Here is a 23,687-nt window from a genome sequence, read left to right on the forward strand (position 1 = left end):
GCTTCAGGGCTTCACAAAGGTCGCGACGAAGTGGACCAGTGCGCTCTGGCGAGCGGTCTCGGTCTTCGCAAAGATGCGCTGGAGATGCGTACGTGCGGTGGTCTTCGAGATGCCGAGGTGCTCGGCGGCGGCGGGTGTGTCGAGCCCCTTGAAGACCAGCCCGAGCAGCCGCGTCTCGGCTGGCGTCAGGCCATGGGCGGCGGCGACCATCGCGACCTTGGACCGTCCGGCCGCTTCCGGCTCCTGAACCAGGATGATGATCTCGGCCTCGTCGACGCTGACCGCCTCGTCGCTGCCGGTGCAGATCGCAGTGATCGAAAAGGTCCGCCCGCAATCGGTGTCGAGGCGTAGGCGGAGTTCGTCCGTGTCGTTACGCAGCGTCTGTTCGCGCAGCCAGCGCTGGAGCCGGCTGTTGACGGTGCCGTCGCAGGTCGCGAAGCGCCGCGTCCTGACGATGTCCTCCGACATCAGGTCGCGGCCGGCGTCGTTGGTGGAGCGGATGCTCAGATCCCGGCCGACCATGAACAGCGCGATGCTTCCGGCCTGGTGAGAGAAGCGCGGCCTCATGCTCAGCATCGGGCGGGGTATCGGGGCGTGAAGCGACGGGGAGGTCTGGAGTTGCATGTGCGTTGACCCGGATTGGAGTGTCCTACTAGGGATCACGCAAGCGCTCGGAAAATCCGGACATCGGCCGGCTAATATTATCAGCCGGCCCCGCGAGCGACGTGGAATGCTACCAAATCGCCATGGCGCTCCACCATTTGGGGGACGACTTCCCTAACGGAAGACGTATCGTTCGAGGGCATGGCGGCCTGGCGGTGTGTGGCCATGCCGGCGATGGGCGACGGGGTCCTGGGCAGCCAACGGGCGAGGGCGATGAACGTGGCTTCGAGATGGCCCCGAACCGGGAGTGACGAGACGGTACCGAGGCCGGCCGCCGGTTTTGTCACTCGCGACTGGGATGTCCCGGGAAGCCCGCTGCAATCAGCCACGCATCGGCAGTTCGGCGGAGCGCAGCAGGGCTGCGACCTGGCTCTGCTGCCGCGTTCCGGTCTTCTGGAAGATGCGCGCGAGATGGGTCCGGGCAGTGGAGATGCGCACGCCCTGGTCGTCAGCCGCCTCCGCCAGCGACCGTCCGGAAGCCAAAGCCGAGGCAAAGCGCGCCTCGGCTTCTGTCAGGCCGAACAATTGCTGGGCCGTGGCAGCGAGATCGATGACCGATTGCAGCGGTCGGGCAAGCAGCATGACATCGGAGGGGCCGTTGGGCAGTCCATATCCGCCAGGCAGCGGCATCACCGAAACGGAGACGCCCTGGCCCTCGTTGCCGGGCGCCCTCAGCAGCATCTGGTTGCGGCAGGAGGACGCGATCGCGCGCTTGTCGCCCGACCCTGCGATCAGCTGTCTCAGCATGGACTGGTCAGCCCGGTTGCGGGCCGAGATCCGCCCACCGCGAAGGTTCAGCGCGCCTGCGGGATGCGCCAGAATGTCGTCCGCCGTGGCGTTGGCGTAGACCAGCTGCAGCGATTGATCGACGATCAGCACCGCAACGGACAGGGCATCCAGCGCGTGGCGCGCCATGTCGCGCTGGATGCGCAGGTGGCCGAGATGCTGCTGCAGGCCGGCTACGCGACGCGCCACAGCCGATATCCGCTCGAACAGGGCGACATCGTCCGCGTCGAAGCGCTCCTGGTTGCGGCCGCGCTGCACGTCGACGAACCAGAACGACCGGTCGTCCGCGAGCGTGCGGCAGGCCATCCCGCCATACATGTCCTGGGGGGCCATCCATTCCCGCCAGACCCGGCTGCCCTGAAGCCGGTCGCGCCCGAACAGCAGATGGTCCTGATAAACCCGGCCTACGGGCACGTTCGAGATGAAGCCGGCAAGGTCCACGAACTCCGCTGCCAGTTCGCCATAGCAAAGCTTTTGCATCTCGGGGTCGGGATTGGTGGCTATCGCGTCCTCGGGGCCGAGATTCGGGCCGAACCGAGCGAAGCAGGCCTTCGACCCGTCGAACAGGATACGAATGCGCTCGATGGCGACGGGCAACTGCTCACTATCGAGCGCGCCGGCAAGCAGTCCATCGATGGCGGAGATAACGGCGTCGATCTTCGCATGCGTCATCCGCCGCTCCATCATCCGCTAGGCGCGGCGCATGCGGGCGCCAGGGCCCGAACGCTCCGCTCGCGGCACAGTCGCCAGTCCCGCGGGGGCGAGGCTATCATCACGGTATCGCTTTTGGAAAGTCCAAAAACAATCCAAAACGGGATAGGCTATCTGGTGTGCCGGCGAAGGAACGCTTCGAGAGCCGCAGCCGTAGGCAGGATGTCGAAAACACCCGTGCCGAGCGTCGCCATCGCCCCGCAGGCGGCGGCGCGATGCAGGGCCGTCTGGAGGTCGAGGCCCTGGACCAGGCTCGCGGCCAGTCCGGCGGCAAAGGCGTCGCCGGCCCCGAGCGTATCGACGGGCTCCACCGGAAAGGCCTGCTGGACCAGGTCCGGCTCGTCCCTGCGAAAGGCCAGCGCGCCCTGCGATCCCAGAGTGATGATCAACGTGTCGGCGCCTCGCTCGAAAACCCTCTCGGCCAGGCGATGGCCCTGTCCTGCCGCATCGGCCCCGGTGCCGAAAGCGAGATCGGGGGCCAACTCCTGCGCCAACGCGGCGGCCTCTGCGGCATTGACGATCAGGATCGAGGTCTGCGCCAGCAGGGGCGCCGTCACGGGCCGGAACGGCGACGGATTCAGCATCGTGCGCTTGCCGGCAGCCCGCGCGAGCGTGAAGGCTTCCAGGATCGGGGCGTCGCCGATCTCGAATTGCGCCAGAACGAGTCCGGCGCGGGTCACCTCGTGAGCGACTGCACGCACATTCTCCGCCGCCAGGCGCAGATTCGCGCCGGAGTCGACCGCAAGGCAGTTTTCGCCGGTCGCGTCGATGAAGCCGATGCCACTGCCGGTGCGCCCGGGAAAGCGCGCCAGCATGCTTGCCGGCAGGTCGGCGGATTCGAGAGCCGGTTCCGCGAATACGGAGAGCAGATCGTCGCCGACGGCGAGCAGGCCGTCGACGGCGATGCCAAGCCTGCGTGCGCCCAACGCCAGGTTGAACCCCTTGCCGCCGGGCTCGACCGTGACATGGTCCGCGCGTAGCGATTCCCCCGCCCGTGGGAAGCGGGCGACCTTTGCGGAGCAGGCGATGACAAAACTGCCCAGAACGAAGATAGACGCCGTCGCCATAATGCTAGGATCCTGCTACCCGGTTCGTCGGCGCGTTCATTAGCGACCGCCGATGCGACCGCCACTTATCACTGGAGCGATGACAAGCTTGCCCTCGGTGCCGTCCCTGCTCGACCTGCTGAAATTCGGGAACGACACTGCAAAGCCGCTTTATCAGCAGTTGTCGGATCGGCTGATCGAACTCATCGGCGATGGCACAATTGCTGCCGGGACGACTTTGCCTGCCGAGCGGCAACTGGCGGAGAGCCTGCATGTCAGCCGCGCCACCGTCCAGCGCTCGTACAGCCTGCTGCGTGAGCGCAAGCTCCTCAGCGCGCAGGGGCGGCTCGGGTCGATCGTCCAGGATGGCGGATCCCGTCTTCATCCGGGAATGGACAGGCTCAAGGGCTTTACCGACGAGATGCGCGAGCTCGGCCGCGTGCCGTCGTCGCGGATCCTCGAATGCGCTGTGGTCTCGGACCGGTCCATCGCCTCGATCTTCAACCAGCCCTCCCACGCCCAATTCCTCAAGCTTATCAGGGTTCGCAGCGGCGACGGAATCCCGATGTCGCGCGAGGTCGCCTGGTACAGTCTCGAGGCGGCCCCGGGCCTCGCGACCGCCGATCTCTCGCAATCGGTCTATGCGCTGCTCAAGCAGATGGGCGCGCCGCTCGCGGTCTGCGACCAGACCATCGAGGCCGCAGTGCCAACGGCCGAGGAATGTGCCATCTTCGATTTCCGTGAACCGGTGCCTTGCCTGCTGATCAAGCGCCGCAGCTACGGACTTGGCGGCGACATGATCGAATATGTCGAGGGCCTGTTTCGTGGCGATGCCTATGCCTACAAGCTGACGCTGCGAGCCTGAAGGGTCGTCCTCCGGATAGATGACGAGCGATCGGGCCCGGACGGGTCTTATCGGCAGCCGCGGCGAGGCAGGCTCGTCGCAGCCGAAGATCGACGGCGAGGATTTCCGCGCGAAGACGCTCATGAACCAGCATGCCGAATTGCGGAAGGAGCACTGGCAGGCGGTGCGCACGCTGTTCGACCGCCTGGTCGACCTCGCGCCGTCGGAGCGTGCCGCTGCGCTGGGCTCGACCGACGCGGCAGCGGATGTGATCGCCGAGGCTCTGGCGCTCGTCGAGGCCTCCGATGCTGCCGGCACCTTCTTCGAGCGTCCGCCCACCACGGTCCATCCCGAGAACTCCGCCACGCTGGCTGCTTGCCCGCCGCTGACCGTCGGCACGCGCCTTGGCCCGTTTCGCGTTGAACTGCTGATCGGCAGGGGCGGGCAGGGCGAGGTCTATCGCGCGGCCCGCGCCGATGGTCATTTCCGGCAGGTCGTCGCGCTCAGGCTGTTGCGCCCCGAGGCCGCCCAGCATTTCGAGCGCTTCCGGGGGGAGCGGCAGATTCTGGCGGGGCTCGGCCATCCCGCGATCGCCTGCCTCGTCGATGGCGGCACGGCGCCCGATGGTCGCCCCTATATGGCGATGGAGTATGTCGAGGGAGAGCCGATCACGACCTATTGCAGCGCCCGCAAGCTGGATCTGTCAGCGCGGCTGGCGCTGTTCCAGACCGTTTGCGACGCCGTGTCCCATGCTCATCGCAACCTCATCGTCCATTGCGACCTCAAGCCGGACAATGTGCTGGTCGCAGCCGAGGGGCAGGTCAAGATCCTGGATTTCGGTGTCGCGCGTATCCTCACCGAGAGCGGCGATGATACGCTTACTCAGGCGGTCCTGACGGCCGATTATGCCGCGCCCGAGCAGTTCGAGAGACGCCACTCCACCACCGCCATCGACGTCCATGCGCTCGGCGCGATGCTGTTCGAGCTGGTCGTCGGCCGCCCGCCCTGGCAGTTGCGCAGCACACCCTTCGCCGGGGCGCTGCGGCTGATCCAGGACAGGAGCCCGCTGGCGAGCCAAGCCATGGCGCAGCTGGACCACACGCCGGTGCCGCGTGAGCGTGTCACCGGGGACCTCGACGCCATCATCCAGAAGGCGATGCGCTACGATCCGCAGGACCGTTATGGCAGCGTCGCGGCGTTCTCCGAGGATCTCGACCGCTATCGCGCCTTCCGGCCGGTCGCGGCCCACGCGGACAGTGCGGGCTACAGGCTGCGTTGTTTCCTGCGCCGCAATCGAGGCCGCCTGGTCGCCTTGGCCATGCTCGTCGCCACGCTGGGCGCAGCGGCGGCGGGCATGCTCTGGCGGCATCAAAACGGTCTTGCGGCGCAACAGGACGCCGTCATCGAAAGCCAGCGGGCCTCGGCCGTGCACGATTACGTCAGGCTGTTGATCCGCACGGCGGGCTCGGCCGGCGGCCCCGCCGTTGCGACAGCAAAGCAGATGCTCGATGCCACCGCCGCCCAGGCACAGCGCGAAGCCAGTTCCACCCAGGGCGTTGGATCGGCCGCGATCCTGCGCACGCTGGGCGACCTCTATGCGGAGCTGGACGATTTCCCGGCCGCGACGACGCTGCTTCAGCGCGTGGTCGCGCTGGCAGAGGCCTCCGGCGACGCACGCGAACTGGCGACTTCGCGGCAGACCCTGGCGGCGGTCTTCGTGCGCCTCGGCCGGCTGGATGATGCCGCCCGCGCCCTCGAGCAGGCGCAAGGTCTCTGGCAGACCGATCGGGCCCTCTATGCCAGGGAACTCGCCCAGGCCGCCGGGATAGAGGCTGGGTTGTTGCGCGTGCGAGGCCAGCGCGACAGAGCGATAACGCTGCTGCGCGGTGCGATCGGAGATCTCACCGGGATCGCCGGCGAGAGTGATGGCGAGGTTGCCAGCCTGCAGCACAATCTCGGCGTCCACTATCTCGATAATGGCGCGCTCGACGAGGCGGAGCGCAGCTTCGGAGAGGCGACCCGCCTGCTTGAACGCTATGGACGGAGCCGCTCGGCCACCGGCGCGGCGCTGCTCGGTCATCGCTCCAACCTGGCATTGCTGCGGGGCAAGGCCGTCGAGGCCGAGGCGCTGTTGCGCCAGGCAGTCGAGCAACTGCGCGCGCTCCAGGGCCCCTCGGCCGCGCTCGCCGCCCTTCAATTGAGCCTCGGCCGGATGCTGCTCGCCACCGTGCGCATCGATGAGGGGCTGGCGGTGATCGAGGAGGCCCTGTCCTTCAGCGCGGCCTTCTCGGGCGAGGCGAGCCCAACGACGATCGTGCTGCGCCAGAGCCGTGCGATCGGGCTGATGGCCAGTGGTCGAGACAGCGATGCGGCGCCCGAGATCGAGCGCGCGATCGCGAGCAGCGCCGACGCCTTCGGGACTGGCCATATCTATCATGGCCTCTCGCTCGCGGCGCGCGCGCAGTTGCGGTTGCGGGCCGGCGACTCAGCCGGGGCCCGCAGCGACATCGACGCGCTCGACGCCGTTCTGGCGCAAGCAGGTCCGGCTGGCGCGATCCACGCGCCTGAGGCCCGGCAGTTGCGCGTAATCCTGGAGAATACCGCCACGTCTGCACCCTGGGCAGGGAGCCGACCCGGCACAGTCCAGCCCTAGCTGCCCTGGAGTTCGCGGAACAGGAAGGCCTTTGCCTGTAGCCAGTCGCGCCGGACCGTGCGGTCGCTGATGCCCAGCACCCGCGCCGTCTGCTCCTCGCTGTAGCCTGCGAAGAAGCGGCACTCGACGACCTTCACCAGACGCTCGTCGACGGCCTGCAGCGCCGCCAGGGCCTCGCTGATCCTGACGACGTCGTCATCCTCGGGCGCGGCGATGTCATGCTCGTCCTCGAGCGGCACCGCATTGGCGCCTTCGCCGCGCTTGAGGCTGAGCCGTGCGCGGGCGGCGTCGACCAACGCGTGCCGCATGGCTGTCGCCGCGCTCGCCAGGAAATGCTCCTCGCTGCTCCAGCCATGGCTCTGTCGCAGCTTGATGTAGCTTTCATTGACCAGCGCGGTGGTCTGGAAGCTCGAGGGCCTCCCGACGCGCAGCCGCTCGCGGTGCGCGATCTTCCGCAGCGCCTTGTAGAGCTTGCCGGTCAGCGCATCGAGATGCGCTGCGTCATGCGTAGGGCTGGAATCCATGGGACCCAGCCTATGGCCAAGGAGACGCCAAGTCCAAGCGCCGGATGGCGTAGGCCGGGCCGTTCCCCGCCTTCCCCGACGGACATGGACGAGCCCCACTGGAGGGATCGTTGTCATTCTGTTGCAATGTCACCCTCGGACTAAAAAACGTCGCTTTCAGGACAGTGAACGCTTTCAAGCACTTCAATATTAGTCGGCGAGATCGCTACTTGGATCTGAGGTCGGCCTTAGAAATAGAAAAGAAATCTGTGGCCTCGATGGACGTTAGACGCTGCTTGGCTAAGCAGTTCTGCGAACCAAATCTCTGTGTCTTGAAGTAACGACGTCGTGCGACCGGCTTTCGCGGAGGGGAGTCTGCAATGATCTGCCGTGACGAACGGTCGACGGCTGGGAAGCCGTTGCCCGTACGCGAACATGCACGCCTGCTGGTCATCGGAGGGGGCTCTGCTGGCCTCGCCGCAGCCATCGAGGCTGCTCAGCGCGGGGTCCAGGTGGTCCTCGTCGACGAGCATCCGGTCGACAGCGCTCTGATGGGCCTGGATGTGCCATTTCATTTCGGCCAGCGCATGAGCGGCGCGACGCGCAACAAGACCGTCATGATCGAGGCGGTCATTGCCGCCGATGATCGCATTGCCGAGGCTTTTGAGGCGGGGGTCGATGTCCGGCTCGGCGTCGCCGTCTGGGGCCTGTTTTCGCATCGGCCCGGACTGCGCTGGCTGTCCCGGCAGGTCGCTGGTCTGACGGATGGCGAGAGCTGCTGGTATCTTTCCTTCGATGCCGTGATCGTCGCCGCTGGCCGGCGCGATATAGGCCTGGCCCTGCCCGGTTGGGAAACGCCGGGGGTCATGGGCGTGACCGCGGCCCAGGCCCTGCTGCAACGCTACAATGCCCTGGAAGCGGAACGGCTTGTCATCCTCGGTTCCGGCGCTGAGGCGACGGCGTTCGCCAGCGCTGCGCTCGACGCCGGGCGCAAGGTTGTCGCGATCGTCGAGGTCGCCGACGAGCCCCGCGACGCAATTGCCTGCGCCGGGATCGCAGCGCGGGGCGTTCCTGTGCTCACCGGCACGATGGTCGCACGTGTGGTTTCCGCCATAGACGGACTGATCGGCGTGGTCGTCCAGGACGCCGACGGCATCGGCGAATCCGGCACGCTCGATTGCGATACACTTGTGCTCGCGACCGGGACCGCTCCCGTGATCGAACTCCTCGACGTTGCCGGTGCCGCGATCGTCTTCGACGCCGGGCGCGGTGGCCACGTGCCGGCGATCGACGCCGATGGCCGGACCTCGGTGCCCGGCATCTATGCCGCCGGCGACTGCGCCGGACTCTCTGCCGGGAAGACACGAGACGCCGGCATCGCCGCGCAGGAGGGGCGCCGCGCGGCGATCGCCGCCTGTGCGGAACTCGAAGCGGCGGGCACTCCTCTGCCCTGGAAACCGCTGCCGGTCTCGGCTGCGATCGCCCCGCAGGATGACGTCGCTGCCATCCGGGGTGCCTGGGTCGCGGCCGCGATGGCTGTAGCTACCACCGACACGCATGTCTGCCAGTGCGAGGAGGTCAGCCTGCCGGACCTGCTCGGCATCCGACCGCCGAAATATCTGCCGCGCGACCAGGCGCCGATGCTGGCCCGCGACCTCGCTTCGCTGGCGGGTGACGGGTTGGTGAGCCAGGATCAGGTCAAGCGCCTGACCCGCGCGGGGATGGGCCCCTGCCAGGGGCGTCGCTGCCGCGAGCAGGTCGGCGCAATCCTGGCGCAGGCGTCCGGGACGCCGCTGGGCGAACTCCCGCTCCCGAGTTACCGTGCGCCCGTCCGGCCGCTGCCGCTTTCGGCCTTCGCCGAGACGGAGGAGCCGCTTTCGGTTGCGGAGAACTGGGAGGGCTGGTTCGGCATACCCGGGCAATGGGAGCCGTTCTGGAAGCTCGGCAGCGAAACCGGCGCGGACCAGCAGTCATGAGCACGGATGGCATGATCAAGGGCGCCAGCGTCATCGTGGTCGGCGGTGGGGTCACTGGCCTCAGCAGCGCCTGGTGGCTGGCACGCGCCGGCGTTGATGTCCTGGTGATCGAGAAGGGCATCGTCGGCTGGGGCGCATCGGGCCGCAATGGCGGCGGAGCGACCCACCACCAGAGCCCGCTTTTCGTGGAGGAGCAGCGGCTCTGGCCGCAGATGGACGAACTCCTCGGCTATCCCACTGAGTTCCAGCCCAAGCGCATTCGCGTGGCGCTTACGGAGAAGCAGGTCGAGGATTTCCGCCTCGGCGTTGAGAACACCATTGGGCAGGGTTTCCCGGCCGAATGGCTGGACCCGAAGCAGGTGCGCGACATGGTTCCGCTGGCCGGGGACAACGTCCTTGCCGGCGTCTATTACGAGCGAGGCGGCCATGCCAATCCGCAGCGCACCGTCCAGGCCTATGCCTGGGCGTTGCAGGATCTCGGAGGGCGCATCCTCCAGCATACGGCGGTGACCGGCTTCCAGCGCCGCGGCGGCAAGGTCGTGGGCGTCGAGACGAGCGCCGGGACTTTCGCCTGCGACACGCTGATCCTGGCCGCCGGTCCGCAGACGGGACGGCTTTCGGCTCTGCTCGACAGCGAGGTCCCCGTGGCTCCGGCCCGCGCCGAGATGATCGTCACCGAACCGCTGCCGCTGATGCCGATCGGCGGCGTCGATGGCAATTATCTCTACGGCCGCCAGACCATGCGCGGCAATCTCGCCTATGGCGGCGGGCCGCATGAATGGCTCACGCCCGAGGACGACGCCATCGCGGCGCGTCCGTCGAGCCCTCTGGCGCGCAATGTCGCAAAGCGTCTGGCCGAGATGTTCCCGAAGGCGGGCCATATCCGCGTGATCCGCAGCTGGGCGGGGGTCATCGAGAACACGCCCGACGGCCGCCCGGTGATCGACCGTTTGCCCACCGCAACCAACGCGATCGTCGCGACCATGTCGAGCGTCGGCTTTGGCCTGTCGCCCGCGTCCGGACGCGCGATCTCGCAGATCGCCCTGACCGGTGCCTGCGATTTCGCCGATCTCTCGAGCTTCCGGCTGTCGCGGTTCGGCAACCTCAATCCAGGCTGGCGCGAAGAGCGCGGCTGGTTCCCTTTGCAAACGGATGACGATGATGCCCACGCGGCCTGAACCGATCGCCGACCGCTATTCGGGTTGGCGGCTGCTCACTGAAAGCCTGTCCGGCAACCGCGGCTGGAAGCCGGCCTGGCGCAAGCCCGAGCCGAAGCCCTCCTATGACGTGATCATCGTCGGCGGCGGCGGCCATGGGCTGGCGACCGCGCATTACCTCGCCAGCGTGCACGGGATCACCAACGTCGCCGTGATCGAAAAGGGGCCGATCGGCCTCGGCAATGGCGGCCGCAACACCACAATCGTGCGCTCGAACTACGGGCTGCCGAGCAATACGCGCTTCTACGAGCACTCGCTGAAGCTCTGGGAGGGCCTCGAGCAGGACCTCAACTACAACGTTATGATGAGCCAGCGCGGCGTGCTCAACCTGTTCCATTCGGACTCGCAGCGCGACCTTGCGGCCCGGCGCGGCAACTCGATGCGCCTCCAGGGCGTCGATGCAGAACTGCTCGATCGCGATCAGGTGCAGGCCATGGCGCCGTTCATGGAAATGAACAACCCGATGTTCCCGATCTTTGGCGGGTTGATGCAGCGTCGCGGCGGCACGGCGCGGCATGATGCCGTGATCTGGGGCTTTGCGCGTGCCGCGGATCGTCGCGGCGTCGACATCATCGAGCAGTGCGAGGTCACCGGTATCCGTCGCGAGGGCGGCCGGGTCACCGGCGTCGAGACGACGCGCGGTTTCATCGGCGCCAAGAAGGTCGGCGTGGCGGTGGCGGGCAATACCTCGCGCCTGGCGACGATGGCCGGGCTGAAGCTGCCGGTCGAGTCGCATCTGCTGCAGGCTTTCGTCTCGGAGGCGATCAAGCCGATGATCGACGGCGTCGTGACCTTCGGCGCCGGCCACTTCTACATCAGCCAGTCCGACAAGGGCGGCCTCGTCTTCGGCGGCGACCTCGACGGCTACAATTCCTACTCCCAGCGCGGCAACCTGCCCACCGTCGAGCATCTGATGGGCGCGGCAGTCTCGATGATCCCGGCGCTGTCGCGGCTGCGCGTGCTGCGCCAGTGGGCCGGCATCATGGACATGACCATGGATAGCACGCCCTTCATCTGCAAGACGCCGATCGACGGGCTCTATTTCAACGGGGGCTGGTGCTATGGCGGCTTCAAGGCGACGCCCGGATCGGGCTGGTGCTTCGCGCACACGATCGCCAACGACGCCCCCCATGCCTTCAATGCCGACCTGACGATCGAGCGCTTCCGCGACGGTCGCATGATCGACGAGCGGGGCGCCGGCCCCAGTCCCTGGGCTCAGTGAGACGCCGACCATGCATCTGATCCCGTGTCCCTATTGCGGTGAGCGTCCGCAGGACGAGTTCCACTACCGTGGCGACGCCACGGTGAAGCGTCCGGCCCCCGATGCGGGGGAGGAGGCCTTCTACGAGTATGTCTACACCCGGGCCAATCCGCGCGGCTGGCATGACGAATGGTGGCACCACTTCGTTGGCTGCCGGCAGTGGATCAAGGTCCGCCGTAACACGCTGACCCATGCGATCGCTGCGTCCGCAGGCCCCAATGATGCGCTGCCGGAGGCGACGCCATGACGTCCAAGCGTCTTTCGACAGGCGGTCGGATCGACCGCCGCAGCACAATCCGCTTCAGCTTCGACGGCCGCGAGTTCACGGGACACCCCGGCGATACGCTCGCTTCGGCCTTGCTCGCCAATGGCGTTCGCCTGGTGGGCCGCTCGTTCAAATACCATAGGCCGCGTGGCGTCATGACAGCCGGCCCGGAAGAGCCCAACGCGCTCGTCGAGCTGCGTAACGGCCCCCGGCGCGAGCCCAACAGCAAGGCGACCGAGATCGAGCTGCATGACGGCCTCGTCAGCGCCAGCCAGAACCGCTGGCCGTCCCTGGCCTTCGACGTGATGGCAGTCAATGCGCTGGCCGGCTCGGCCTTCTCGGCGGGCTTCTACTACAAGACCTTCATGTGGCCCAAAAGCTTCTGGGAGAAGATCTACGAGCCGCTGATCCGTCGCGCCGCAGGCCTCGGGCGGGCGGCGTCCGAACCCGATCCCGACCACTACGAGGCGATGCACGCCCATTGCGACGTGCTCGTGGTCGGATCCGGCTCGGCGGGCCTCGCAGCGGCGCGCGCTGCCGGAGAGGCGGGCGCGCGCGTCATCCTGTGCGAGCGCGACTTCCTGCTCGGCGGCGGATTGCTGATCTGCCCGACGCATGCCGCCTGGCGCGACGAGATGCTGGCGGCGCTCGAAGCGTTGCCGAATGTCGAGATCCTGCGTCGCACGAACATCTTCGGCTACTACGACCACAACCTGCTCGGCGGCGTCGAGCAGGTCTCCGACCACAAGCTGCAGCCGGGCGCACATGAGGTGCGCCAGCGCTACAGGACCTTCAGGGCAAGGCAGGTCGTGCTAGCGACCGGCGCCAGCGAGCGGCTGATCGCACTGCCCGGCAACGATCGCCCCGGCGTGATGATGGCAGGCGCCGCGCTGACCTATCTGCGCCGCTTCGGCGTGGTGCCCGGCCAGAACGCCGTCGTCTTCACCAACAACGACAGCGCCTACGAGACCGCCCTGGCCCTCGCCGATGCCAAGGTTGGCCGCGTTACGCTCGTCGATATCCGCCCACGCAGCGAACTCAAGGCGCCTCTGTCCGCCCGGGGCATCGACGTCAGGCTGGGCAGCGAGGTCGCCGGCTTCGACGGCAGGACCGTCCAGATCCGCAAGACCGGCGCGATGGCTGTCGACAAGATGTCTGCGGACCTTCTCTGCCTCTCGGGCGGCTGGAACCCCAATGTCCACCTGGCAAGCCAGTCGGGTGCGAAGACGCAGTGGGATACCGCCCTCGCCAGCCATGTCCCCGGGCAGCCGGTGCAGGCCGAGCGCTCGGCAGGCGCGGCGCAAGGCGTCTTCGGTGTTTCCGCTGCCGCCAATGACGGCCTGCGCGCCGGGCTCGATGCGGCTGCCGCTGCCGGTTTTGCCACGAAACCCGGCTTCGCACTGCCCGCACCCGAGCGCTCGCAGGAACCGCTGCTCCCGCTCTGGGAGGTCAAGGGCCACGGCAAGAGCTTCGTCGATCTCCAGCACGACGTGACCGCCGAGGATATCCGGCTCGCGCATCGCGAGGGCTTCAGCCATGTCGAGCACGCCAAGCGCTACACGACGCATGGCATGGCGACCGACCAGGGCAAGCTCGGCAGCCTCGTCGGCTCGGCCATCCTGGCGCAGGCTCGCGGTGAGCCTGTCGAGGCCGTCGGCGTTCCGACCTATCGCCCCTACACCATGCCGGTCGCCATCGGCGCCCTGGCAGGCCACGCAACGGGTGCAAATTTCCAGCCCGTCAGGCGCACCGCGCTGCACGACTGGCACGTGCGCAACGGTGCCGTGATGCAGCCCACGGGCGCCTGGCTGCGCCCGTTCTTCTATCCAAAGCCCGGCGAAAGCGGCTGGGATCCGATCTTCCGCGAGGCCCGGGCCGTGCGCTCCGCGGTGGGCGTCTGCGACGTCTCGACGCTCGGCAAGATCGACGTGCAGGGCCCCGACGCCGCGACTTTCCTCGACAGGCTCTACATCAACAACTTCGCGTCGCTCGCCGTCGGCAAGTGCCGCTATGGCGTGATGCTGCGCGAGGACGGCATCGTCTTCGACGACGGCACCACCTCGCGCCTGGCCGAGGACCATTTTGTCGTCACCACCACGACCGGCAATGCCGCGCCGGTGCTGGAACACATGGAATTCCACGCCCAGACCGTCTGGCCCGAGCTCGATGTCCAGTTCTGCTCGGTGACCGACCAATGGGCGCAGGTCGCCGTCGCCGGGCCGAAGGCGCGCGAGACGCTGGCTGCCGTGGTCGAGGGGCTCGACCTCTCGAACGAGGCCTTCCCCTTCATGGGCGTGGGCGAGGGCATCATTGCGGGCGTGCCCGTCCGGCTCTTCCGCATCAGCTTCTCGGGCGAGCTCGCCTATGAGGTCGCGATCCCGTCGTCCCACGCCGAGACGGTCTGGGAGGCGCTGCTCGGCGCTGGAAAGCCGTTCGGGATCGTGCCCTATGGCCTCGAGGCGATGGGTCTGATGCGGGTCGAGAAGGGCCATGCCGCCGGCCCGGAACTGAATGGGCAGACGACGGCCGCCGACCTCGGCATGGGCCGGATGATGAAGAAGAGCGGCGACGTGATCGGCCGCGTATTGCTCGGGCGCCCGGGCCTTGCCGATCCCGCCCGTCCGCGACTGGTCGGCATCCGCCCGGTCGATACCAGCAAGCGCCTGAGAGGCGGCGCGCACATCGTGCGCGAGGCCGGTTCGGGCACGAGCATGGGCTGGGTCAGCAGCGTGACGCAGTCGATCGAATTCAACAGCTGGATCGGGCTCGCCCTCGTCGAGAACGGCGAAAGCCTCAAAGGGCAGCGCCTGTTCGCGGTCTCGCCGCTTCATGACGAGAGCGTCGAGGTCACGATCACCAGTCCCCACCATGTCGATCCGGAGAACGCCCGTGTCCGTGCTTGATCGCCGTTCGCGCTTTCCAGCCTCACGGCCGCTCAAGGGCGGCCAAGCCGATGGCGACGCCCTCAGCATCGTCGAAAGCAGCGCGACCCTGGTGCAGGTGACCGCACGAAAAGGTCGCCAGGCCGACATGTCCGCCGTCGCCGCAGCGACGCTGGCGCTCGATCTGCCTCAGTCGGGACGCGTCGCCGCGGCTTCGGGCCGGATGGCGCTGTGGATCCAGCCGGGCTGTTGGCTGATCAGGGCGCCACAAGGCGAGCAGGACAGCCTGCCGGCCTCGCTGAAGGACAGCCTGAAGGGCATCGGCGCCGTCGTCGACCAGAGCCATGGCCGCTGCCTCTTCGAACTGCGCGGCGTGCACGCCCAGGCGGTGCTCGCCCGGCTTTGCCGTCTCGACCTGCATGACCGTGCCTTCCCGCCCGGCAGCAGCGCGGTGACGTTCGTCGGTCATGTATCCTGCCAGCTGTACCGGACCGGCGGGGCGGTTCCGAGTTTCGGGCTGATCGTCGGCTCGACCTTCGCCGAATGGCTGCTCGACCAACTGAATGCGGCCGCTGCCAGCCATGGCTGGACCTTCAGCCCCTCGCAGGGAGCCGCCGCGTGACCCTCGTTATCTGTCAGAACTGGACCTTCGTCCCATGAGCCACAACCGGTCCAATCGCCAGCTCGGCTTCCAGACCCGCTCGATCCATGAGGGCTACGACCCGCTGCTCGAGCGCGGCTCGGTCTCCCCGCCGATCTACATGACCTCGACCTTCGCCTTCCCCAATGTCGCGGCGGCCGACGCAGTCGTTGCCGACGAGGCCGAGGGCTTCCTCTACGGGCGCGAGCACAACCCCACCCAGCAGCTGCTGGAACAGCGCATCGCCTCGCTGGAAGGTGCCGAGGTCGGCGTCGCCGCCTCCTCGGGCATGGCCGCGATCAGCTCGCTCTTCCTCTCGACGCTCTCGCCGGGCGACGAGATCATCGTCCACCGCACGCTCTACAACAACACGACCGCGCTGACGGGCGAGGGCTTGCCGCGCTTCGGCATCAAGGTCGTTCAGGTCGACCTTTCCGAGCCCGGCAACCTCACCGCGGCGGTTACAGACAAGACCCGCTACGTCTATTTCGAGACGCCGATCAACCCGACCGGCGAGGTTCTCGACATCGCCGCGATTGCCGGGTTCGCGCATCAGGCCGGCGTGCGCGTCGTGGTCGATTCGACCTTCGCCTCGCCGGCGCTGCAGCGTCCGCTGGAGCACGGTGCCGACATCGTCGTGCATTCGCTGACCAAGTACATCAACGGCCATGGCGACCTTCTCGGTGGCATCGTGCTGGGCGATGCCGAGACGATGCACAAGGTCCGGGGCCTCGGCCTGCGCTACCTCACCGGCGCGACGCTCTCGCCGATGGCCTGCTTCCTCGTGCTGCGCGGCCTCAAGACGCTGAAGGTGCGGATGCGCGCCCATAGCGAGAACGCGCTCGCGGTCGCGCAGATGCTCGATGCCCACCCTGCGGTGCGGCTGGTGCGCTATCCCTTCCTCGAAAGCTCGCCGGGCTACGTCACCGCGCGCAAGCAGATGAGCAATGGCAGCGGGATGATGTCGTTCGAGCTGCACGCCGGATATGACGGCGCCGTCCGCATGATGGACCGCCTGAAGCTGATCGCCCGCGCCGTCAGCCTGGGTGATGTCGAATCCCTGATCATGCATCCCGGTGGGCTGCTGCAGGCCCGCCGCAAGGTCTACCCCGAGGCCAAGCTCGGGATCGGCGTCACCATGGACCTGATGCGTCTGTCCATCGGGTTGGAAGACACGGAGGACCTCGTCGACGATCTCCGGCAGGCCCTCGAGGGAGAGTAAGGCATATGCGCGTCGACGTCCTTGGCTATGTCGTAAGGCGGATCCTGCACTCGATTCCGCTCGTCATCGGTGTCTCGCTCATCGCCTTCGGCATCATGCACCTCGCGCCGGGGGGGCCGCTGGCGGTCTACACGCTGAACCCGACGATCACCGTGACCGACATCGAGCGCATCCGCGTCGCGCTCGGCCTCGACCAGCCGATCCATCTGCAATATCTCGGCTGGGCGAAGGGCATGCTGACCGGCTCCTGGGGCTACACCTTCTTCGGTGGGCGCCCGGTGCTGCAGGTCATCGTCGAGCGTCTTCCGGCGACGATGATCCTGATGGGCACCTCGATGGCCCTCGCGATCCTGATCGGCACCTTTGTGGGTGTGCTCGGCGCGGTCCAGCGGAACTCGATCTTCGACTATCTCGCCACCACCGGCGCGATGCTGGCGCTGTCTTTCCCGACCTTCTGGTTCGGGTTGATGGCGATCTACGTCTTTGCCATCCAGCTCGGCTGGCTGCCTTCCGGCGGCATGTACGAACTCGGCGAGGAAGGGAATCCCTGGGATCTCGTGCGCCACCTGATCCTGCCGGCGAGCGTCCTGACGCTCGTGCTGGTCGCGACCTGGAGCCGCTATTCGCGCTCGAGCTTCCTCGAGGTGATCCAGCAGGACTACATCCGCACCGCGCGCTCGAAGGGCCTCGGCACCCGCCGGATCATCATGCGCCATGCCTTCCGCAACGCCATGATCCCGCTGATCGCGCTGCTCGGCGTGCAGCTTCCAACGCTGTTCTCTGGCGCCCTGGTGGCGGAAACCATCTTCAGCTGGCCCGGCATGGGGCGCCTCTTCGTCGATGCGCTGAACATGAAGGAATACCCGATCCTGATGGGGATGATCATGTTCACGGCGCTGTTCGTGATCGTCGGCAACCTGCTCGCGGACATCGGCATCGCGCTGGTCGACCCCCGCGTGAAGCTGTTTTGAGGAGCCCGGCATGACCGAAATTTCAGCCCCGGCTCCCGCATCGTCCCAATCCTATGGCCGGATGATCGCCAGGCGTTTCGTCACGCACAAGATGGCGGTGGCGGGGGCGGTCATCGTCGTCCTGCTGTGCTCCTCGGCGCTGTTCGCGAATTTCGTCGCGCCGCACGACCCCACCGCGATCGACACGTCTCGGCGGTTCCTGGCGCCGTTCCTGTCCTGGACCAATGTGCTCGGGACCGATGATCTCGGCCGCGATACGCTGAGCCGCCTGCTCTATGGCGGACAGGTCTCGCTCACGGTGGGCATCGTCGCGATGATCACGACGATCATCACCGGCACGCTCGTGGGACTGGCATCGGGCTTCTACGGCGGCATCATCGACAACCTGCTGATGCGCTTCGTCGATACGCTGCTGTGCTTCCCGCAGGTCTTCCTGCTGCTGGTCGTCGCGGCATTCGTGCCGCCGACGATCCTGTCGATCTCCCTGATCATCGGCCTGACTTCCTGGATGGAGGTGGCGCGCATCGTGCGGGCGCAGGTCTCGACCTTGAAGGAGACCGACTTCGTCATGGCCGCGCGCGGCTTCGGCGCTTCGAACTGGCGCATCATGCTGGTCGAACTCCTGCCCAACATCATGGCGCCGGTGCTGGTGGCGGCGACGCTCAAGGTCGCCACCGCAGTGCTGATGGAATCCTATATCAGCTTCCTCGGCTACGGCGTGCAGCCGCCCATGGCGAGCTGGGGCAACATGCTCACCAATGCGCAGGGCTATTTCGACACCGTGCCCTTCCTCGCGATCCTGCCCGGCGTGCTCATCACCTTCACGGTCATGAGCTTCAATTTCCTGGGCGACGGCCTGCGGGATGCCATCGACACACGCCTGAAGCTCGATCCGTGACGCAGTCAAAAAAAGGGGAGACCACCATGTCCAAGCATTCAATCAGCCGCCGCTCACTGCTCAAATCGGCCGCCGCATCGAGCCTGGTCGTGCCGCTCGGCGGCATCTACAGCCCGGCCCTGGCGCAGACGCGCGACCGCATCATCCTGGGCACGACCCAGGAGCCCGTGCAGTTCAACCCGTTGCTCTATGTCAATGCCGGGGCCGAGAGCATTCCGGAGGCCCTGATGTTCGACGCCCTCTGGGATGTCGATCAGGCCGGCCAGTTCATCCCCAATCTCGCCGCGCGGATTCCGACCGTCGAGAACGGCGATGTTTCCGCCGACGCCCGCATCTGGCGCATCAACCTGAAGCGCGACGTCAAGTGGAGCGACGGTCAGCCCTTCACCGCCAAGGACGTCGAGTTCACCTATCAGACCGTCGTCAACCCGAAGGTCGCGGTGCGCTCGCGCAGCGGCTTCGACCTGATCAAGACCTTCAAGGTCGTCGATGCCTATACGGTCGAGATCGAGCTTGAGCGCCCCTATGTGCCCTTCATGTGGGCCTGGCAGAACATGCACATCGTGCCGCATCATCTGCTGTCGAAGGAGGAGAACCTCTCGACCTCGGGCTTCAATGCCAAGCCCGTCGGCACCGGCGCCTTCATGCTCAAGACCCGCACGGCCGGCAGCCACATGGTCTATGAGGCAAACCCGAACTATCATCGCGGCAAGGCCAAGATCGGCCAGTTCATCCACAAATTCGTGCCCGACCAGCTCGTAGCCTACGGTCAGGCCAGAACCGGCGAGATCGACTATCTCGCGGTATCCGGCGTTCCGTTCGACCGCTGGACGGAGGCTTCCAAGCTCGCCGACCGCACCTTCTTCCCGCTCGCCCAGCCCTGGGTGCAGTTCGTCTACTTCAACTGCGAAAAGCCGCAGTTCAAGGATCCGAAGGTCCGCAAGGCGCTCTCTCTGGCGCTGGAGATGCAGAAGGCGATCGATGACGTCTTCTTCGGCGCCTACAAGCGCACGCTGTCCTACCTGCACACCAGCCACTGGGCCTATAATGCGGAGCTTAAGGATGCCGGTCCCAACCCGCAGCTCGCCGCCAAGATGCTCGATGAAGCCGGCTGGAAGGTCGGCGCAGACGGCGTCCGCGAGAAGGACGGCGTCAAGATGAAGTTCACGATGTCGACGACATCGGGCTTTCCCGCGCGCCAGGCGACGCAGGCGATCTTCCAGCAGAACTGGAAGGCAATCGGCGTCGACATGGAAATCAAGAACATGCCAGCTTCGGTGGTCTGGGGCGAATACACCACAAAGTCCCAGTTCGACACGCTCCTCGTTTCGTGGGAGCCGACCGTCGGCATGGACCCCGACTACACTGCGCGCGCGCACTCGCAGATGATCCCGGCCAAGACCGGTCAGGGCTCGAACTACACCCAGTACCAGAACGCCGAAGTCGACCGCCTGCTCGAGGAGGGCGTCAGGCAGATCGACGTCGCCCAGCGCAAGAAGACCTATGGCCGGATCCAGGAAATCCTCGCCGAGGAGGTGCCGTTCGCTCCCCAGGGTGGCATCCACCAGGGGCAGATGACGCACAAGGCGCTGCAGGGCATCAAGCCGAACCAGTACGTGGTCGACGCGGCCTGGAACGTGCATGAATGGGCGTGGGGTTGATCTCGCCCGCCTGAAAGCAAGACGGAGCGCCTTCGGGCGCTCCGATACGCCGACCCCGGCGCACTCGCCGGGGCGGCCCCTATGAGAGCGCCCCGATGTCGAACGAGCAGTTCCTCCTGACCCTGTCCTGCCCGAACCGCCCGGGTATCGTGGCTGGCGTCTCGCGCCATCTCTTCGAGAGCGGCGGCAACATTCTGGAGGCCAACCAGTTCGACGATGTCGAGACCGGCAAGTTCTTCATGCGCGTCGTCTTCAACTTTGCCGAAGCCGGTACGCTGGCGGCGTTCAAGGAAGGCTTCGGCGCGATCGCCGACAGCCACGGCATGGACTGGAATGCGCGGGCGCGCACCGACCGGCAGAGCGTCCTGCTGCTGGTGTCCCGCTTCGACCACTGCCTGGCCGACCTGCTGTACCGCTGGCGTGCCGGCGAACTCGGCATGGACATCGCCGGCATCGTCTCCAATTACCCGCGCGAAATCTACCAGCACCTCGATTTCGACGGCATTCCGTTCCACCATTTGCCGATCACCAAGGAAACGAAGCCGCAACAGGAAGCGCAGATCTGGGAGATAGCTCGGGGCGTCGATCTCGTCATTCTGGCGCGCTACATGCAGGTTCTGTCGGATGATCTCGCCAGCAAGCTCAGCGGCCGCTGCATCAACATCCACCATTCCTTCCTGCCGGGGTTCAAGGGCGCCAAGCCCTATCACCAGGCGCACAAGCGCGGCGTGAAGCTGATCGGCGCCACGGCGCACTACGTCACCGCCGACCTCGACGAGGGGCCGATCATCGAGCAGGACATCGAGCGCATCAGCCACCATGACACGCCCGACGATCTAGTGCGCAAGGGCCGCGACATCGAGCGCCGCGTGCTGGCGCGCGCCGTCGCCTGGCATCTCGACGGCCGCGTCCTCGGCAACGGCAGCAAGACGGTGGTGTTCCGCGACTGAAATTCGCGAGTACGCCGTTCGGCTTCCCGATCACGGCGCATTTCCGTGCAAAGTCGGCATGCTCGAACCTGACCGCGGTTGACGCCGCGCTATCGCCTGTCCTGAGTGAGGCATGGTCACCACTGTCGGCTACCTCGTCAACGACGGTTTCCCCTTGCTGTCCCTGGCGGCGTCGGTCGAGTCGCTGCGGGCTGCAAACGCCGTCGCCGGGCGCGAATTGTTCCGCTGGCACTACTTTTCCGCCAGCGGCAAGGACACCTTGTCGTCCTGCCGTGTCATCGTCCGGCCGGAGGAGGAGGGCGTCGACAGCTTCGCCATCGACGTTATGGTGGTCTGTGCCGGCGACAGCGCGATCCACCTGAATGACGAAGCCATTTTTGCGATGCTGCGGCGGCTTGCCCGCAAGGGCGCACGCATGGGCGGGCTCTCCGGCGGAACCTTCATCCTCGCACGCTCCGGATTGCTCGAGGGCAAGCGCTGCACCGCGCATTGGGAGCATATGCCGGCGCTGCGCGAGCGCTTTCCTAAAATCCTGCTGAAGCAGACGCTCTACGAGATCGACGGGCAGTGCTTCACCTGCGCGGGCGGCAATGCGGTCCTCGACATGATGAATGCGCTCATCGCCGCCGAGCACGGCCTCGCGATCGCGCGCAGCGCCAGCGAATATCTGGTCCAGACCCAGATTCGCGACAGCGACGACTACCAGCGCATGTCGGCGCAGCAGCGCTTCGGGGTCTCGCACCCTATCCTGATCAAGGCGCTCGACCTGATCGAGAAGACCCTCGACGATCCCCTGGACCGACACGCCTTTGCCGAGAAGATGGGGCTATCGCTGCGCCAGCTGGAGCGCCTGTTCGTCTCCAACATCGATCTGACGATCAACCAGTACCTGATGAAGCTGCGCGTCGAGCGGGCGAAGATCCTGATCAGGCAGACGACGCTGCCTCTCGGCGAGGTCGCGGTCGCATCCGGCTTCACGAATTTCAGCCATTTTTCGCGGATCTATAAAAAGCGCTTCGGCGTCACGCCGAGTGACACCCGCAAATTCGAGCGGGCACCCGCGAGGTAGTGGGCCGCGACCCGCATCGCAGGGCAGGGCGCCTGGGGGTGCGCTCCGTCGGCTTATGCTGTCTCGGCAGCCGCGAAGGCGAGGCTCTTGCCCAGCAGCTCGTCGGCGATGTCGCGCCCGAATGCCTCGACATAGACCCGCAGCTCCGGCGCATTTCCCGACGCGCGGAAATGCACGACAGACTGGTCTCCCAGCGTGAGGCGCAGGCCGTCCTTGCGATCGACCGCCGCGACGCCGCCATGCGCTGCGAAGGCCGCATCGCGGAAGGCGGGGTCTTCGGCGTCGAGGCGCATGATGAAGGCAGCCGTGCTCGCCTGCGGGATCTCCTGAAGCCGGTTCGACAGGGCGATGGTGAAATTCGCATCCGCCGCGATGGCGCTGAGCGGGCGGCCCGAGCGCTTGACCAGGGCCAGCGAGGCGATGATCGGGAGCATCGCGTCGCGCGTCGGCATCGCCGCCAGGGGCCTGCCCTCGCGTTGAAGGTCCGAGCCGAGCAGCACGCCGCCATTGGCCTCGAAGCCGATCACGGATCGCGCGCCCGCCTCGCGCGCCTCGTTCATGCCTGAGATCACATAGGGCGAGCCCACCCGCGTGCGAACGACGCGCTGGAAATAGCCGGGGCGGTCCAGAGCCGAGTTCGAGGTCACGGGCGTGACGATCGCGTCGGCCTCGAGGAAGCTCGCGGTCAGTGCGCCGACGAGGTCGCCGCGGAGGAAGCGACCGTTCTCATCGGCGATCAGCGGGCGATCGGCGTCGCCATCGGTCGATACGATGGCATCCAGCCGATGCTGCCCCGCCCAGTTGCGCGCGAGTTCCTCGTCTTCCGGACGCAGGGCCTCGGTGTCGACGGGGATGAAGACCTCGCTGCGTCCGAGTGCGATCGGCGTCGCGCCGAGCGCGGACAGCACATCGCAGATCACGTCGCGGCCGACGGAGGAGTGCTGGTAGACGCCCACTGACAGGCCGGCCAGCGACTGGCGCCCGAAGAAGTCGAGATAGCGTGCGCCATAATCGTCCAGCGCCGCATGGGTCTCGGGCTGGACGTCGATTGCGGGAATGGCAGTCAGGGCGAGCCTGTCGCGCCAGGCCAGGATGCGCGCCTCGTCGGTCTTGTCGATTTCGCCCTGGGCCCGGTAGAACTTCAGCCCGTTGCGATCGTCGGGGATGTGGCTGCCCGTGACCATGATGGCCGGCGCGCCCCTCTTGGCCGCGGCCAGCGCCAAGGCCGGCGTCGGAAGGGCGCCGCAGTCGACAGGGACGAAGCCTGCATCGCTGACGGCCTGGGCGCATTGCGACGCGATCAGCGGGCTGGACGACCGCAGGTCCCGCCCGATCAGCACCTCGCCCGTGGTTCCGGCGTCCTCGCCGATCATCGCGCAGAACGCCCGGACATGGCTGTAGGTCGGCAGGCCAACGAGCTCACTCACCAGGCCGCGCAGGCCGGATGTCCCAAACTTCAAGCTGGTCAT

At 66.8% G+C, this 23,687-nt stretch carries 19 protein-coding genes; 14 read left to right on the forward strand and 5 right to left on the reverse strand.

What is annotated here, in order from left to right; genetic code table 11:
• Window positions 1–3 precede the first annotated feature (3 nt).
• From AC1D2L_RS10540 to AC1D2L_RS10550, 3 genes are all read right to left on the reverse strand, one after another.
• Window positions 4–567, reverse strand: coding sequence for a helix-turn-helix transcriptional regulator (locus AC1D2L_RS10540; RefSeq protein WP_476845807.1), 564 nt, complete (start codon window positions 565–567; stop codon window positions 4–6).
• A 417-nt stretch (window positions 568–984) separates the two neighbouring features.
• Complete coding sequence (locus AC1D2L_RS10545; RefSeq protein WP_476845808.1) at window positions 985–2,121, reverse strand: helix-turn-helix transcriptional regulator; 1,137 nt, start codon at window positions 2,119–2,121, stop codon at window positions 985–987.
• 149 nt (window positions 2,122–2,270) lie between these two features.
• Entirely contained in the window at window positions 2,271–3,227 is a 957-nt protein-coding gene (locus AC1D2L_RS10550) for a PfkB family carbohydrate kinase (RefSeq protein ID WP_476845809.1), read from the reverse strand.
• 79 nt (window positions 3,228–3,306) lie between these two features.
• Here AC1D2L_RS10550 and AC1D2L_RS10555 point away from each other — a divergent pair, with 79 nt between their 5' ends.
• Both AC1D2L_RS10555 and AC1D2L_RS10560 read left to right on the forward strand, forming a co-directional pair.
• The gene (locus AC1D2L_RS10555) at window positions 3,307–4,071 is read left to right on the forward strand and encodes a GntR family transcriptional regulator (RefSeq protein WP_476845810.1); all 765 of its coding nucleotides are present in this window, start codon (window positions 3,307–3,309) and stop codon (window positions 4,069–4,071) included.
• Window positions 4,072–4,090: 19 nt separating this feature from the next.
• Window positions 4,091–6,703, forward strand: coding sequence for a serine/threonine-protein kinase (locus AC1D2L_RS10560; RefSeq protein ID WP_476845811.1), 2,613 nt, complete (start codon window positions 4,091–4,093; stop codon window positions 6,701–6,703).
• On the opposite strand, the gene AC1D2L_RS10565 is transcribed toward AC1D2L_RS10560, so the two are convergent.
• Entirely contained in the window at window positions 6,700–7,227 is a 528-nt protein-coding gene (locus AC1D2L_RS10565) for an ECF-type sigma factor (RefSeq protein ID WP_476845812.1), read from the reverse strand. The two genes, AC1D2L_RS10560 and AC1D2L_RS10565, sit on opposite strands and share 4 nt — an antisense overlap.
• A 398-nt stretch (window positions 7,228–7,625) precedes the next feature.
• On the opposite strand from AC1D2L_RS10565, the gene AC1D2L_RS10570 reads away from it, so the two are divergent.
• From AC1D2L_RS10570 to AC1D2L_RS10625, 12 genes are all read left to right on the forward strand, one after another.
• The gene (locus AC1D2L_RS10570; RefSeq protein WP_476845813.1) at window positions 7,626–9,182 is read left to right on the forward strand and encodes an FAD-dependent oxidoreductase; all 1,557 of its coding nucleotides are present in this window, start codon (window positions 7,626–7,628) and stop codon (window positions 9,180–9,182) included.
• The gene (locus AC1D2L_RS10575; RefSeq protein ID WP_476845814.1) at window positions 9,179–10,360 is read left to right on the forward strand and encodes an NAD(P)/FAD-dependent oxidoreductase; all 1,182 of its coding nucleotides are present in this window, start codon (window positions 9,179–9,181) and stop codon (window positions 10,358–10,360) included. Before AC1D2L_RS10570 ends, AC1D2L_RS10575 begins: the two co-directional genes overlap by 4 nt.
• Entirely contained in the window at window positions 10,344–11,621 is a 1,278-nt protein-coding gene (locus tag AC1D2L_RS10580) for a sarcosine oxidase subunit beta family protein (protein WP_476845815.1), read from the forward strand. Before AC1D2L_RS10575 ends, AC1D2L_RS10580 begins: the two co-directional genes overlap by 17 nt.
• A gap of 10 nt (window positions 11,622–11,631) precedes the next feature.
• The gene (locus AC1D2L_RS10585) at window positions 11,632–11,907 is read left to right on the forward strand and encodes a sarcosine oxidase subunit delta (RefSeq protein WP_476845816.1); all 276 of its coding nucleotides are present in this window, start codon (window positions 11,632–11,634) and stop codon (window positions 11,905–11,907) included.
• Window positions 11,904–14,828, forward strand: a complete 2,925-nt coding sequence (locus AC1D2L_RS10590; RefSeq protein WP_476845817.1) for a sarcosine oxidase subunit alpha family protein — start codon at window positions 11,904–11,906, stop codon at window positions 14,826–14,828. The genes AC1D2L_RS10585 and AC1D2L_RS10590 overlap by 4 nt, the downstream gene beginning before the upstream one ends.
• A complete protein-coding gene (locus tag AC1D2L_RS10595) occupies window positions 14,815–15,429 on the forward strand; it encodes a sarcosine oxidase subunit gamma (RefSeq protein ID WP_476845818.1) in 615 nt (204 codons plus the stop codon). The genes AC1D2L_RS10590 and AC1D2L_RS10595 overlap by 14 nt, the downstream gene beginning before the upstream one ends.
• Window positions 15,430–15,463: 34 nt before the next feature.
• Window positions 15,464–16,669, forward strand: coding sequence for a trans-sulfuration enzyme family protein (locus tag AC1D2L_RS10600; protein WP_476845819.1), 1,206 nt, complete (start codon window positions 15,464–15,466; stop codon window positions 16,667–16,669).
• A gap of 5 nt (window positions 16,670–16,674) precedes the next feature.
• Window positions 16,675–17,640 carry an ABC transporter permease gene (locus AC1D2L_RS10605; RefSeq protein ID WP_476845820.1) on the forward strand — a complete coding sequence of 322 codons (966 nt, stop codon included), beginning with the start codon at window positions 16,675–16,677 and terminating at the stop codon, window positions 17,638–17,640.
• Window positions 17,641–17,650: 10 nt separating this feature from the next.
• Window positions 17,651–18,538 (forward strand): ABC transporter permease, encoded by an 888-nt coding sequence (locus AC1D2L_RS10610; protein ID WP_476845821.1) that lies wholly within the window; start codon window positions 17,651–17,653, stop codon window positions 18,536–18,538.
• 26 nt (window positions 18,539–18,564) lie between these two features.
• Window positions 18,565–20,199, forward strand: a complete 1,635-nt coding sequence (locus tag AC1D2L_RS10615; protein ID WP_476845822.1) for a peptide ABC transporter substrate-binding protein — start codon at window positions 18,565–18,567, stop codon at window positions 20,197–20,199.
• Between the two features lie 95 nt (window positions 20,200–20,294).
• Window positions 20,295–21,149, forward strand: coding sequence for a formyltetrahydrofolate deformylase (gene purU, locus AC1D2L_RS10620; RefSeq protein WP_476845823.1), 855 nt, complete (start codon window positions 20,295–20,297; stop codon window positions 21,147–21,149).
• 112 nt (window positions 21,150–21,261) lie between these two features.
• Window positions 21,262–22,218, forward strand: a complete 957-nt coding sequence (locus AC1D2L_RS10625) for a GlxA family transcriptional regulator (protein ID WP_476845824.1) — start codon at window positions 21,262–21,264, stop codon at window positions 22,216–22,218.
• A 53-nt stretch (window positions 22,219–22,271) separates the two neighbouring features.
• On the opposite strand, the gene AC1D2L_RS10630 is transcribed toward AC1D2L_RS10625, so the two are convergent.
• Window positions 22,272–23,687: a phosphomannomutase gene (locus AC1D2L_RS10630; protein ID WP_476845825.1), complete on the reverse strand. Its 1,416-nt coding sequence runs from the start codon at window positions 23,685–23,687 to the stop codon at window positions 22,272–22,274.

The organism is Allobosea sp. P1_B10, from assembly GCF_056406735.1.

Coding starts and splice junctions, on each gene's coding strand:
- AC1D2L_RS10540 (WP_476845807.1), bottom strand. CDS start 567: ATGAGGCCGCGCTTCTCTCACCAGGCCGGAAGCATCGCGCTGTTCATG.
- AC1D2L_RS10545 (WP_476845808.1), bottom strand. CDS start 2,121: ATGACGCATGCGAAGATCGACGCCGTTATCTCCGCCATCGATGGACTG.
- AC1D2L_RS10550 (WP_476845809.1), bottom strand. CDS start 3,227: ATGGCGACGGCGTCTATCTTCGTTCTGGGCAGTTTTGTCATCGCCTGC.
- AC1D2L_RS10555 (WP_476845810.1), top strand. CDS start 3,307: ATGACAAGCTTGCCCTCGGTGCCGTCCCTGCTCGACCTGCTGAAATTC.
- AC1D2L_RS10560 (WP_476845811.1), top strand. CDS start 4,091: ATGACGAGCGATCGGGCCCGGACGGGTCTTATCGGCAGCCGCGGCGAG.
- AC1D2L_RS10565 (WP_476845812.1), bottom strand. CDS start 7,227: ATGGATTCCAGCCCTACGCATGACGCAGCGCATCTCGATGCGCTGACC.
- AC1D2L_RS10575 (WP_476845814.1), top strand. CDS start 9,179: ATGAGCACGGATGGCATGATCAAGGGCGCCAGCGTCATCGTGGTCGGC.
- AC1D2L_RS10580 (WP_476845815.1), top strand. CDS start 10,344: ATGCCCACGCGGCCTGAACCGATCGCCGACCGCTATTCGGGTTGGCGG.
- AC1D2L_RS10585 (WP_476845816.1), top strand. CDS start 11,632: ATGCATCTGATCCCGTGTCCCTATTGCGGTGAGCGTCCGCAGGACGAG.
- AC1D2L_RS10590 (WP_476845817.1), top strand. CDS start 11,904: ATGACGTCCAAGCGTCTTTCGACAGGCGGTCGGATCGACCGCCGCAGC.
- AC1D2L_RS10600 (WP_476845819.1), top strand. CDS start 15,464: ATGAGCCACAACCGGTCCAATCGCCAGCTCGGCTTCCAGACCCGCTCG.
- AC1D2L_RS10605 (WP_476845820.1), top strand. CDS start 16,675: ATGCGCGTCGACGTCCTTGGCTATGTCGTAAGGCGGATCCTGCACTCG.
- AC1D2L_RS10610 (WP_476845821.1), top strand. CDS start 17,651: ATGACCGAAATTTCAGCCCCGGCTCCCGCATCGTCCCAATCCTATGGC.
- AC1D2L_RS10615 (WP_476845822.1), top strand. CDS start 18,565: ATGTCCAAGCATTCAATCAGCCGCCGCTCACTGCTCAAATCGGCCGCC.
- purU (WP_476845823.1), top strand. CDS start 20,295: ATGTCGAACGAGCAGTTCCTCCTGACCCTGTCCTGCCCGAACCGCCCG.
- AC1D2L_RS10625 (WP_476845824.1), top strand. CDS start 21,262: ATGGTCACCACTGTCGGCTACCTCGTCAACGACGGTTTCCCCTTGCTG.
- AC1D2L_RS10630 (WP_476845825.1), bottom strand. CDS start 23,687: ATGACCAGCTTGAAGTTTGGGACATCCGGCCTGCGCGGCCTGGTGAGT.